This window comes from Microscilla marina ATCC 23134, assembly GCF_000169175.1.
Lineage (GTDB): Bacteria > Bacteroidota > Bacteroidia > Cytophagales > Microscillaceae > Microscilla > Microscilla marina.
The window spans coordinates 299,972-312,909 of the sequence record NZ_AAWS01000002.1; the positions used below are offsets into that span (position 1 = coordinate 299,972).

Sequence of the window (12,938 nt, forward strand, 5' to 3'; positions counted from 1 at the left end):
AAACATTTGATAAATCGTGTTTGAGTTTAGAGGAATGCACTAAACTAGAAAAGCTTCTGCAGGTTTTTTATTTGGGTCAATTGGTAGGTTTACCTACTTTGAACAGTATCTTAGTGAAGCATGGGGTTGTGAGCAATTCTGCTCAAATCAGCTATCAAAAGTTGGCTTCTAATTTATCTATTAGCACCATTCGGAAGCTATTTGAAGAGGTTTTTTCGGCTCAGTAAGGGTCAGGTACTCCAAGAAATGAGTGAAAAAGATTCAAGTTGTTGGTCAAAAACAACGGTCACTGTTGTGTTGGATGATAGCGTGTTTCGGTGTTGGCTATCTTCTCAGAATCATTTGAAAGATTTTGAGGAGTGCTACGGGAAATTTTTTAGTGGTCAGTTTGGTACAAGTGTGTATGGTTTTCGGGTGTTGACCCTTGGGGTGAGCATTGATGGGGTATTTTACCCACTTTTCTTTGATTTTATCAAGAAGAAAACCTCCAACGCTTATCAGAAACCAGCAAAAGTAGCTCAAAAGCTTGTGAGGCGCTGGGGAGAATATCGCAAAAAGCTGACTAGAACTGGGTATGATTTTCCTACACTTCACCTGAGTTGTGACAATGGATATAGTAATGAGGCTTTGGCAGAAAGTTGTGCCCAAAATGGACTTTGTTACATCAGTGTAACCAAAAAATCTCATTATGTGGTAATAGAGGGTCAAAAGGTAAAGCTCTCTGATTGGATTGAGAAAGAATTTATCCCAGCAGAGCAAGCTCATCAAGCGAGTCAAAAAATGCTTCCTGAGGAAGATAAAACCACTTTTAAAAGGAGAATAAGTGCCTATTATTGTAGCAAGAAACAAGCTGTAACTTTGCTGTTTTTTCGGCTCAATGGATCAAAGAAAGTAAGTGTTATTTATAGCACAAGTAAACATATTTTCGCCAAAACCTTGCGAAGACACTGGTTTCAGAGAACTTATATTGAACAGTTTTTCAAATTACTCAAACATGTGCTCCAAATTGGGGAAGCCAGAACAAAAGACAAAAAAGGTTTTGAATTCAAGTTATACCGATTTTCTTATGTAGCCTTGCACGCACAAAAACTGGTGAAATGGATCAGAAAACAAATGAAGGGTTTTAACAAAAAAGGGTTCATTACCATACAGCGAACCCTTAATTCAGACCCGGATATTTTAGACCTTTTGCAAGAAAAATTAATAGCAAACATTTGTAAATCAAATAGTTATAAACAATGAAATAATTACAAATTAAAGATGATTTCAGTAGCAAATTTGTAGTAGAGAAAAAACCTTACATGCTCACCGAGTATATTGGTATTTTGATGGAAGGCACTGACGAAAAAGCCAATCCAATGCTCAATAAAAAGGTACGTAAGGCTTTGAGTTATGCCATTAACCGCAAAAACCTGATTTCGTTTATCAGAAATGGCTTAGGTACACCAGGTAGCCACGGTTTTATACCTGATGCACTCTCTTCGTTTGACTCTACACAAATTCAAGGGTACAAAGTAGACATTAAAAAAGCGCAGGAATTGCTAAAAGACGCTGGATACCCACAAGGCAAAGGTTTTCCTGAGATTACGTTGAGTACTTATACTACTGACAAAGAAATTGCTGGATTCTTGCAAAAGCAATGGGAAGATAACTTGGGAATAAAGGTGAAAATTGAAAGCAATCAGTTTGCTACCCACAAAGATATGGTAGACAACGCCAAAGTGAAGTTCTTCCGTGGCTCGTGGATTGGTGACTATCCAGATGCCGAAAACTTCCTTTCTTTGTTTTACAGCAAAAACTTCTCACCAGATGGACCTAACAAGACTCACTTTGCCGATGAGACTTATGATAAACTGTTTGAAGAAGCACACGAAACAGACAACACTTTTACCCGATACTCTGATTACAATAAGATGGATCAGATCATTATGGACAATGCTCCTGTAATTGTATTGTTTTATGATGAAGTGTTGAACCTGAAGCAAAAAAATGTGACTGGTTTGAAAACCAACACAATGAATACGTTGGTACTTGAAAAAGTAGACCTTAAATCAGGCAACAACGCTTCGGCAAACGCTGATGACAAAAAAGAAGAAAAGAAAGAGGAAACCTCTAAGTGATCTGGAAAAAATAAGATGTGCCAATTCAAGAAAATATATTGTTCTCAGACGATTCAAAAAAAACGGTGCATAGCCAAAGCTATGAAGCTTTTTTTTTGAGAAGAATGAGGGCAATAGATACACTTTAATGGCTCAAATTATTTATGAAAGATCACTAAGTAAAACTTTTACTACAAATAATATAATGAAGAGCACGCAAACTTTGCGTGCTTTTTTTGTTTTTAGACCTCAAATAATAAGCCTGCCTACTCCTTTTTCATTTCTCATGGGTCTTTCTGTTAAGGAATGGTGAAAAAATAAGTTACCGATTTCGGGGGAGAGGTTTTCTTCTAAGGCGCGGCACTTTTTGCAGGCGTAGCCATAGCTACGGCTAAAAAAAGCTCCCAGTCCCGGCGGAATTGCCGGGGTAACAAAGCATTAGGTGGAAAGACTTTCTCTAAACTGAAAAGTTATTTTTTGTCCATTCCTAAATCATACATTAAAAAATAACTCCTGTAAATGATGAAAAAGTTAAGTTATTCTCTGATTATTCTTTTTGCCATGATGTTGACCAGCATAAGCGCACAAGCACAGTTTAAGCATCTAAAAATCGAAGGAAAAACCATTGAGGCAACACTCTCGAAGGGTGTGAAAGTTATATTTGAAACTGATAAAATAGACCTGGAGGCTTACACCAGAGTAAAAAGTATTCAAATCGAACGCAAAGGTGAACCTACGCAAACATTTCGTAAACTAAGGGTGAGGGTTATTTACACCAACGATCACTTATCGGGAAATAAACCTTTGAGCTACGACCTCAAAACTAAACGTGAATTTTTAAATACCGGGCTTTATATCTGCTTTCTCGCCAATACTAAAAAACACCCAAAGCTCAAAGGACGATTGAAAATTGCCAATGGAAAACTTACTTCTACCGTGATTACTATGTATGCCCATTGCCAGTCATCTATGAAGAAAATATACTATCGCCTTGACAATGAGCAATTTTTTATAAGTCATGTCAAACAATACCCCAGATCGAATACAAACCCTAATAAGCCCCGGTTGAAACGTCCTATAGAGCTTATCAAAAAGAAGAATGAATAAGGTTTACCTTCTAAAAAATTCTTATTTCCGCTATTTAATTTTGCAATCCCTTGCCTCCTGCCTAATTTGGTAAACTATTTATTTGTTCTAATAAATCTTTTACTCAAATGAAAAACATATACGTTTCGTTTCGTTTTTTATGCCTGCTATTGGTGGCGAGTGCTGCATTGACTACGACTACTTTTGCCCAAAAAAAACTTCGCCAAAAGATAGATAAACTAGCTGAAGACATAGAGCCACAGGTGATCAAGTGGCGACGACATATCCACCAAAACCCTGAGTTGTCGAACCGGGAGTTTAAAACTGCTGAAATGGTGGCTCAACATTTAAAAAAACTAGGGTTGGAGGTAAAAACCAAAATCGCACATACCGGAGTAGTGGGTATTCTGAAGGGGGGCAAGCCAGGACCAGTAGTGGGGTTGAGGGCTGACATGGATGCATTGCCCGTGACCGAACGCGTAAAATTGCCTTTTGCTTCTAAGGTAAAGTCTACCTACAATGGCAAGCCTACCGGGGTGATGCATGCCTGTGGACACGATACCCATGTAGCTATGTTGATGGGAGTGGCTGAGGTGTTGAGCAAGGTAAAGAAAGACCTGAGAGGAACTGTAAAGTTTGTGTTTCAACCTGCCGAAGAAGGTGCGCCTCAAGGCGAACAAGGTGGGGCAAGTTTGATGGTAGCCGAAGGGGTGCTCAAAAATCCTAAGGTAGACGTCATGTTTGGTCTACACATTAATTCTGCCACCGAAGTGGGCACCATTCGCTACCGTTCGGGAGGAATTATGGCAAGCTCTGACCGCTTTGTGATCAAGGTAAAGGGCAAGCAAACCCACGGTTCTACACCTTGGACCGGGATTGACCCTATTGCTGTGTCGGCACAGATTATCAATGGATTGCAAACTATTATCAGCCGCCAAACCGCTTTGACCAAAGAGGCAGCAGTAATTTCGGTAGGAATGATTCGTGGAGGAATTAGGAACAACATTATTCCTGAGCAATGCGAAATGGTGGGAACTATTCGGACACTGGATACTAAAATGCAGGCAATCATTCATAAAAAAATCAAACTAACTGCGACCAAAATTGCCGAAAGTGCTGGAGCAACTGCCGAAGTAACTATTCAGAAAAACACCCCGGTTACTTATAATGACCCTCGTTTGACAGCTCAAATGTTGCCTACTTTGCAAAGGCTTGCCGGAAAACGCAACGTACTGTTAACCAATGCGGTGACAGGTGCCGAAGATTTTGCTTTTTATGCTTTGCAAGTCCCTTCGCTTTTCTTCTTTTTGGGAGGAATGACCAAGGGACAAGACCCTCGCACCGCTGCTCCTCATCATACACCCGATTTTAAAATAGACGATTCAGGAATGAAGCTGGGAATAAAAGTCTTGTCTAACCTGACCATAGATTATATGCTTAAAAAATAAATAGCCCTGATAAGGCTCTAGGGACTAGCTTTTAGGTTCTAGGTACACCCTACTTATCACAGTATGTTTATTTTCAGTCAGTTACGAATGTGTTAGTTAGCTATTAGCGGCAAGCTTGCGACTTGTCGCTTGCCGCTAATAGCTTTGATACATAAGCACTAAAACCTGTTTAGCTTTGTTTTCGCTTACGCAAATCGCGGATGAGGTCATACTTATAATCACTGAGGGTTTTTTCAAGCCCCACCGGATAACTGTGTGGGTTGATAAAACGTTTGACCCCCGCATGAAAGTTTTTTAGCTCATTGGCTGCGTGGGCTTTTACCTCATCAATGGTAGGTATTCTGTAGGTCAACTCGCCACTTTTGAACAATGGTTGCAGTAAATCTTTAAATTCAGCATTGGCAGGCATATCGCGTTGGCGGGTAGCATCCATTGGGTCAATAATGGTGGCCACTTCGGGTATCTTCTCCACTTCATTGAAAATCATATCGCCAATATACTCTCCGTCTTGATAAAAACGACGCACTTGCAACACACCAGGGTTCGATATCTTGATTACCTGCTCCGACAGCTTTACCTTATAATCCCAACTGCCATCGTCTTTTCGCATGGCGGCTATTTTGTATACCCCACCCAAAGCAGGTTGGTCGTAGGCAGTCACAAGTTTGGTTCCAATGCCCCATACATTTATTTTGGCATCCTGTAGTTTCAAACTGTTGATAATATTTTCGTCCAGGTCGTTGCTTGCCACAATGGTAGCTTCCGGAAAACCTGCCTCATCTAAAATCTCACGGGCTTTGATACTCAAGTAGGCAAGGTCACCAGAGTCTAACCTGACGCCAATCATTTCGTGTCCTTGTGCCCGCAACTTTTTACCTACTTCTACTGCGTGCCTTACTCCTTGTACAGTGTCGTAAGTATCTACCAAAAACACACAGTTGTTGGGCAATACATCGGCGTAAGTTTCGAAAGCATCCATTTCGGTGTCAAACGACATTACCCAGCTATGGGCGTGGGTGCCCTTTACGGGAATGCCAAACAAGCGCCCCGCCAATACATTAGACGTGGCTCCACAACCACCAATGTATGCAGCCCTGCTTGCAGCCAGTCCACCGTCTATGCCTTGGGCTCTGCGCAAACCAAACTCAAGCACAGGCTCCCCTTTGGTAGCCAGGTTCATACGGGCAGCTTTGGTGGCTACCAGGGTTTGGTAATTGACAATATTGAGCAGAGGAGTTTCCAGCAACTGACACTGGGCTATAGGGCCTTTGATCCGGATGAGGGGTTCTTGAGGAAAAACCACCGTGCCTTCAGGCACTGCCTCTACATCGCAGGTAAACTTCAGGTCAGCCAAATAGTCCAAAAAACCCTGTTCAAACATTGGCTTGTCATCGTTGCCCTTCAGGGTAGCCAGGTAAGCAATGTCATCTTCCGAAAACTTGAAGTTATCTAAATAATCAATGACATACTCTAGACCACAGGCAATCGTAAACCCGCCTTTGAACGGGTGGCTGCGGAAAAATAAATGGAATACAGATTCGTTTTCCGACCTGCCCGCTTTCCAATAGCCATAAGCCATGGTTAATTGGTAAAGATCGGTTAACAAAGAAAGTGAAGTTTGATAAAGGTCTTTTGTTAGTTTCATTTATACTGTAAGTTTTGAGGATTACGAATGATTTAATTACGAATTTTTTAAAGTGCTAATAGGGATTAGTCCAGAGCACCGACAAGATTCTAGGGACTAGGTTCTAGGTATACCCTGTTCCCTAAGTAACTACACTTTTTCTATCATGTTGATTTTTAGTAACTTATAAAAAGCGTAGTTAAGAGTCGGTAGCTTCCCTATAGACCTCACGCTGTTTTAAGTGTTCTTTAGGGTACTTAAAACTTATAGATAAAAAGAAGTCTCCGATCTTTACAAGACGGGCTTTCTAGCCGAATGGCTCAGTAGACTTTGACCATTACTGAGCTTTGCATTCGTAAACAAGTCTGGAGACTTATATTCATCAACACTTTTAAGTCTCCTAAAGGAAGACTTAAAGGAATGGGTGAGCGCGCCACCAATGGCTTTCGCCCAACAAATTACTTTTTTTGATATACTTGCTCGCCTCCCACAAAAGTATGCAAGACCTTAACTTGGCGTAGTTCGGCTTTTGGAGACGTCATTAAATCTTTTTCAGTCACGACAAAGTCCGCCATTTTACCTGGTTCAATGCTTCCTTTTTCGTTTTCTTCAAAATTGCTGAATGCCGCCCAAATGGTCATCCCCTTGAGTGCTTGCTCGCGGCTAATGGCGTTCTCCATTTGGAACCCACCTTCGGGGAAATTCTTGGCGTCCTGGCGTGCCACCCCCGCATGAAAACCATACAGTGGGTTGATGTGCTCCACCGGAAAATCACTGCCAATTGCCAACAACCTGCCTTGTTTCAATAAGTCTTTATACGCATAAGCAGTTTTTACCTTTTCGTTGCCCAAACGTTCGTCTGCCCAGTACATGTCAGAGGTTCCGTGGGTAGGTTGCACCGAAGGAATTATGCTAAACTGGGCAAATTTTTGTAAATCAGCCTTGCTTACTACTTGAGCATGCTCTATGCGCCAGCGTAAATCATTGTTGCCCTTAAGGTATTTGCCATAAATGTCTAACAACAAACGGTTTGCTGAGTCGCCTATGCAGTGGGTGTTTACCTGAAAACCTTTGGCTGCTATGCGTTGCACCAAGCTATCTAAAGTTTGGGGAGAAGACAACAAAAAACCTTGTTCTTCGGGTTTGTCATGGTAAGGATGCAGCAAACAAGCCCCGCGCGAACCCAAAGCGCCATCGGCGTATACTTTTACCGAGCGAACATGGAGGTAGTCGGTTTTTATCTTACCTTTTGCCAAATAATAATCCAGGTTGGCCTTGGTAGCGCTTATCATAGCATATACCCTCATTTTTAGCTTGTTAGCTTTATGTAGTTCATCTATCAATTCAATATTGCTGCGGTTGAGCCCCGCATCTACTACACTAGTGAGCCCCACCGCAAAACACTGCTTTTGGGCATTGAGCAAAGCGGTTGTTTGTTCTGCTTTGCTGGCTTCCGGAATGGCTTTACTCACCAATTGTATGGCGTTGTCTATCAATATCCCGGTAAGTTGGTCATTTTTGGTGGCAATGACCCCTCCATTTATTTTTGCCCCCTTTTTTACTCCGGCAAGATCCAACGCTTTTTGATTGGCCAAAGCTGCGTGCCCGTCTACCCTGGTCAAAAATACAGGGACATCAGGAAAAACCTTGTCCAAAGTGTCTTTAGAAGGAAACTCCTTTAATTCCCAATCGTTTTGATCCCAACCACGCCCAATCAACCAAGCCTGCGCAGGGTTTTGCTTACGAAAGGCTTGCAACTTAGTGACAATGCTGGCAAAAGAAGTGGTACCTACCAAGTCTACCTGACGCAACCCCAACCCATAGCGGTAAAAATGGCAATGCGCATCGAAAAAACCAGGATATACCGGCTTTTTCTGTAAATCAATTTTCTTTTTAGCCTTGTATTTTGTCAAAATGTCTTTGGAGCTGCCTACTGCCACAAATTGACCATCTTTGACCGCAAAAGCCTCTACCTGGCTAAAGGTGCTGTCTACAGTATATACCTTGGCGTTGTGTACAATCAAGTCTACCTCGTTGCTTTTAGTAGCGTCGCGCTCTTGGATTTTTGAGCCACAGGCATTCAATAAAATAAATAATAATGGAATAAAAGCGAATAAATACTTTTTCATAAAATCTAACTTTGAAGCGTAATCTTGTTATTATAAGTAAAAAAATGAAGTTTATGATCATATTTGCAAATATTATTAAGCCAGCCTAACCCCTACACTAAAGACTCTTCCAAGGAAACAGCATTGAATTCCGGCCTCCCATCTGTCGGTTTTATACCAAGTCTGATTGAAAACCCATACAAACTCACTTGTAGTGGTCTTTTTTGGCAAGACCAAGTTCTTCGCTATCGTTACCCGCTCTCTTGGTCAGCTGTGCTTAAGACCAAGAGGAGAGGATAAGCTTGGTGATGGCTTTTAGGTGTAGACATACAAAGAATTTAGTGTATGGGTAATGGCAACGATTTGGTATTATAAACCGCGATTAGTTGCTTTCAGAGCAGGGTGTATAAAATAAATAATAATGGAATAAAAGCGAATAAATACTTTTTCATAAAATCTAACTTTGAAGCGTAATCTTGTTATTATAAGAATAAAAAAATGAAGTTTATGATCATATTTGCAAATATTATTAAGCCAGCCTAACCCCTACACTAAAGACTCTTCCAAGGAAACAGCATTGAATTCCGGCCTCCCATCTGTCGGTTTTATACCAAGTCTGATTGAAAACCCATACAAACTCACTTGTAGTGGTCTTTTTTGGCAAGACCAAGTTCTTCGCTATCGTTACCCGCTCTCTTGGTCAGCTGTGCTTAAGACCAAGAGGAGAGGGCAAGCTTGGTGATGGCTTTTAGATGTAGACATACATTAGTGTATGGGTAATGGCAACGATTTGGTATTATAAACCGCTAAAAACCAACGTACCGTAAAACCTGTAATTACTTCCAAAGCAGGGTGTACCTGGTACCTAGAGTCTATCAACCTACCGATTTTATAAACCGCTAAAAACCAACAAGCTATAAAATAGGTAGTATGTCTGCAAACCAGCCTCAAGCTAAAAGCTAACAGCTAAAAGCTTGAGGCTTTTTTAATAGCTCCCGACCAAGTTCACCTACCGATTTGCAGCCAGCCAACGCCATATTGAGCTCAAAGTCTGCCATGAGGTTGGCGAGTACTTCCTGCACCCCAGCAGCGCCCGCAAGTGCCAGCCCATACACATAGGGTCGCCCCACACATACTGCCTTGGCACCTATAGCAAGTGCCTTCAACATATCGGCTCCGCTCCTTACCCCGCTGTCGAGCAGTACAGGTATTTGGTCTTTTACCTTTTGTACAATGTCTGGTAAAGCAGCAAAGCTCCCTATAGCCCCATCTACCTGACGCCCTCCGTGGTTCGACACCACAATGCCATCCATACCATAGTCTATAGCTTTTTGGGCATCATCAGGGTGCAAAATCCCCTTAAGTAACAAAGGCAATTGAGTGTGTTTACGCAAAAACTGGAGGTTTTCCCAGGTAAGCGAATCTCTGGAATAAATATTCACAAACCGCTTAACGGCTTTGATGGGGCGGTCAGAGCTGAAGTTTTTCCACAAGCCGCCAGGGTAGTTTTTTTTCATTCGAAGGGCATTTTTTATCAGCGAAAGCGTCACCTTAGGCTTAAACTCAGGAGCTTGATGATCTATAGGTTCGTCCATTAATTGTTGAAAAACCGGATCACTCGTATATTGGGCAATGCCTTTACCTTGCAAAAAGGGCAAAAAAGCCAGGTCAAGGTCTTGAGTTCGCCAACCCAATACCGAGGTGTCAAGAGTGACTACTATAGCCGAGCAACCACTGGCTTCAGCGCGTTTGAGAAAGCTCAACACCAACTCGTTAGATTTGCTCCAGTACAATTGAAACCAGCGCGGGTTGTTGCCCATCAGACTTGCACAAGCTTCCATTGGGTAAGATGCCTGGTTAGAAAAGATCATAGGCACCCCCAAACTACTGGTGGCTTCGGCAACGGCAAGGTCGGCGCGTTTGTGTACCATCTCTAACACACCTACAGGAGCCGTGAGCAAGGGTGAAGGAAATTTTTGCCCAAACAAGGTAATAGAAGTATCGCGTTTTGATACATCTTTGAGCATACGGGGCACAATTTGATACTGGTCAAAAGCGCTCCGGTTGTTTTGCATAGTTTTGCCCAATCCCGCCCCGCCAATAATATAGCCTGTCGCCTCTTTTGTCATGCGCCGGGCAGCTTTTTCTTCTAACAGTTGAGGCGTAACAGGCACCAAAGGAGTTTTACCACTGGCGCCGGAGGTATAAATAATGCGTTGACGATTGATGGCTTCAAATTTCATGGGCGTTTTATAAATCTTATGTTACACGGTTTCTTTAAGTGATAGTTTAATGCGGTTTCATTCACAAAGCTTTTGGTAGGGTTTTATAAACCACTAATAATCAACGAGCTATAAAATCGGCAGAAACTGGCAGAGCAGCTTCAACTTGGAACACTGATATGTATTGGCATCTAAGGACTTGTGGCTTGTTCCTTAAGGCTGTAGAAGCTCCACCACTTCAAAATCATATTCGTCTTTTTCACCCGCAGCAAAAGCCTGGGTACTGACTACCTGCCACTGGTCGAGGTTTTCAATCTCAAAAAAAGCATCTCCTTTTACCTCAGCTTTCACCCTGGTTAGGTAAATTTTATCGGCTTTGGGCAACACCTGACGGTAGATTTGTGCACCACCTATCACAAATACCTCACTGTCTGCCTTGGCAGCTTCTAGAGCAACCTCTATGCTTTGAAACACCTCGCAACCCTCTGCTATATATGCAGGGTCTCTGCTAATGACCAGGTTGCGACGTTTGGGCAAAGGCTTGCCGATCGATTCGTAAGTTTTGCGCCCCATGAGTATGGTGTGCCCAGAGGTAAGTTTTTTAAAGTTTTTGAGGTCAGACGATAGTCGCCAGGGCAACCCATTGTCTATTCCAATTACTCCATTTTCGGCTATAGCCACTACAATTGATACTTTCATACAATTAAATTTGACGATGTGTGCCCAAAAAACATTCAATTTTGCATCATTACTTACGCAAAAGCAATTTAAAACCACACATCTTTTAACAAGGCTTTACTTTTTTATTATTTTTGATGTCAAATTTATGACTTATCATTCAAAAAACGAGAAAGTTTGAAATTAGCAGCAATTGATATAGGATCGAATGGAGCGAGAATGCTCATTGCCAGAACATTACACAACAACGGGAAAACATCTATTAAAAACATTGAATATGTGCGTTATCCGCTGCGACTCGGCAAGGACGTGTTTGCCAATAAGATGATTGGTGAAAAAAAACAAGAAAAAATACACAAACTCATGCACGCTTTTAAGCTACTTATGGAACTCCATAAAGTAGAAGATTACCTCATATTGGCTACTTCGGCGTTTCGCGAGGCAGACAATGGTGCTCAAATTGTAGAGGATGTGAAACAATCGCTTGGAATGGACATACAAGTGATTGACGGTGACGAAGAAGCCCAATATATGCACTTGGCTATTCAAACATTTTTGAGCCCCAACCAAAACTATTTGCATGTAGACGTAGGAGGCGGTAGTACCGAGCTCAACATTTATAGTAATATGCAAAAAATAGATGCCTTTTCTTTTCAGATAGGCTCTATTCGCAACAATGAGCCCGGAGGCTCCAATCACCGTTTTGAGAGCATGCGTCAATGGATTGTAGAACGCAAAGAGCTGCTGGGGCAGGGCAACAACATTACTGGAATATGTACAGGAGGGAATATCAATAAAGTGCAAAAGTTGCTCAACCGTCGTAGTGGCGACTCTATCTCTATCAGCGAAATTAACAATTTACTGCAAGAGCTTGAGGTGTATACTTTGCATGAGCGCATTAATATTTTGAAGCTAAACCCCGACCGTGCCGACACGATTATCCCAGCTACTAATATCTACTTATCGGCCATGAACTGGGCAGGCATTCGCGAAATGTTTGTGCCCAAGGTAGGCGTCAAAGATGGAATTATTTACCATTTGATGGAAAAACACCACGATAAAGTATATAATAATGTAGAATAACAACTGGCATGACCTTCCTCCCACAAAGTACAACAAAACACCATAAAAAAGCTTCTTATCTCGTGAGATAAGAAGCTTTTTTTATGAAATTTTAGACTTGCCAGGTTTTTGAAACTTGGTAGGTAGGCTGTTCAAAATCAGGGAATTTCTTCCCCATGTTTTCACTCTAAAGTATCAAAGATTCATACCACTTTAAACGAGTCAAACCCACTTAAATAATACCATCACCGCCTTGGGCAGTGTCTCCACGCCCGATAGAAGCCTTGAAAAACAGCGTTTAAGTTGAGGTTCCGGTTATTTGATAGAGGTGAAAAACGGTAGTTTTTAAGTTGGTTGTACTTCGAATGAAATAGCCTTGTTTTGGGTAAATAAACGTAAAATAATGACTCAAAAAGAAGTCGAAATCCTGGGGAACTTTAAAAAAAATGAACAGCCTACCTAGCAGGTATAGAGAATATTCTCCTAAAGTCTATGATGAAACAGCGCCTCTTTTTTTATGCCCTGAAGAGAGCCGTTTCAACGTTTTCAAGCATCAATTACCTCATTACCTCTTGCCTACTTGTAGCGTTGTCTTCAGCTTGAGGTTGTAG

General features: G+C 41.7%; 9 protein-coding genes. 5 read left to right on the forward strand and 4 right to left on the reverse strand.

Features of this window, described 5'->3' with window-relative positions; all coding sequences use genetic code 11:
* The first annotated feature begins 246 nt into the window (after window positions 1-246).
* From M23134_RS02455 to M23134_RS02470, 4 genes are all read left to right on the forward strand, one after another.
* On the forward strand, window positions 247-1,242 hold the full coding sequence (locus M23134_RS02455; RefSeq protein WP_157558301.1) for a hypothetical protein: 996 nt from the start codon (window positions 247-249) through the stop codon (window positions 1,240-1,242).
* 11 nt (window positions 1,243-1,253) lie between these two features.
* A complete protein-coding gene (locus tag M23134_RS02460; protein WP_262492890.1) occupies window positions 1,254-2,120 on the forward strand; it encodes an ABC transporter substrate-binding protein in 867 nt (288 codons plus the stop codon).
* A 498-nt stretch (window positions 2,121-2,618) separates the two neighbouring features.
* Window positions 2,619-3,206, forward strand: coding sequence for a hypothetical protein (locus tag M23134_RS02465; protein WP_002693595.1), 588 nt, complete (start codon window positions 2,619-2,621; stop codon window positions 3,204-3,206).
* Between the two features lie 107 nt (window positions 3,207-3,313).
* The gene (locus M23134_RS02470) at window positions 3,314-4,633 is read left to right on the forward strand and encodes an amidohydrolase (protein WP_002693598.1); all 1,320 of its coding nucleotides are present in this window, start codon (window positions 3,314-3,316) and stop codon (window positions 4,631-4,633) included.
* Between the two features lie 169 nt (window positions 4,634-4,802).
* On the opposite strand, the gene M23134_RS02475 is transcribed toward M23134_RS02470, so the two are convergent.
* The 4 genes from M23134_RS02475 to M23134_RS02490 all read right to left on the reverse strand — a co-directional run bounded on the left by M23134_RS02475 (window position 4,803) and on the right by M23134_RS02490 (window position 11,286).
* The gene (locus tag M23134_RS02475; protein ID WP_002693599.1) at window positions 4,803-6,278 is read right to left on the reverse strand and encodes a nicotinate phosphoribosyltransferase; all 1,476 of its coding nucleotides are present in this window, start codon (window positions 6,276-6,278) and stop codon (window positions 4,803-4,805) included.
* Between the two features lie 437 nt (window positions 6,279-6,715).
* Window positions 6,716-8,386, reverse strand: coding sequence for an amidohydrolase (locus tag M23134_RS02480; RefSeq protein WP_002693603.1), 1,671 nt, complete (start codon window positions 8,384-8,386; stop codon window positions 6,716-6,718).
* Window positions 8,387-9,324: 938 nt separating this feature from the next.
* Complete coding sequence (locus tag M23134_RS02485) at window positions 9,325-10,608, reverse strand: lactate 2-monooxygenase (RefSeq protein WP_002693607.1); 1,284 nt, start codon at window positions 10,606-10,608, stop codon at window positions 9,325-9,327.
* Window positions 10,609-10,800: 192 nt separating this feature from the next.
* A complete protein-coding gene (locus M23134_RS02490; protein ID WP_002693609.1) occupies window positions 10,801-11,286 on the reverse strand; it encodes a dihydrofolate reductase in 486 nt (161 codons plus the stop codon).
* Window positions 11,287-11,442: 156 nt separating this feature from the next.
* Between M23134_RS02490 and M23134_RS02495 the strand changes: the two genes are divergently transcribed.
* A complete protein-coding gene (locus M23134_RS02495) occupies window positions 11,443-12,348 on the forward strand; it encodes a Ppx/GppA phosphatase family protein (RefSeq protein ID WP_002693613.1) in 906 nt (301 codons plus the stop codon).
* Window positions 12,349-12,938: the final 590 nt, after the last annotated feature.

Coding starts and splice junctions, on each gene's coding strand:
- M23134_RS02455 (WP_157558301.1), top strand. CDS start 247: ATGAGTGAAAAAGATTCAAGTTGTTGGTCAAAAACAACGGTCACTGTT.
- M23134_RS02465 (WP_002693595.1), top strand. CDS start 2,619: ATGATGAAAAAGTTAAGTTATTCTCTGATTATTCTTTTTGCCATGATG.
- M23134_RS02470 (WP_002693598.1), top strand. CDS start 3,314: ATGAAAAACATATACGTTTCGTTTCGTTTTTTATGCCTGCTATTGGTG.
- M23134_RS02475 (WP_002693599.1), bottom strand. CDS start 6,278: ATGAAACTAACAAAAGACCTTTATCAAACTTCACTTTCTTTGTTAACC.
- M23134_RS02480 (WP_002693603.1), bottom strand. CDS start 8,386: ATGAAAAAGTATTTATTCGCTTTTATTCCATTATTATTTATTTTATTG.
- M23134_RS02485 (WP_002693607.1), bottom strand. CDS start 10,608: ATGAAATTTGAAGCCATCAATCGTCAACGCATTATTTATACCTCCGGC.
- M23134_RS02490 (WP_002693609.1), bottom strand. CDS start 11,286: ATGAAAGTATCAATTGTAGTGGCTATAGCCGAAAATGGAGTAATTGGA.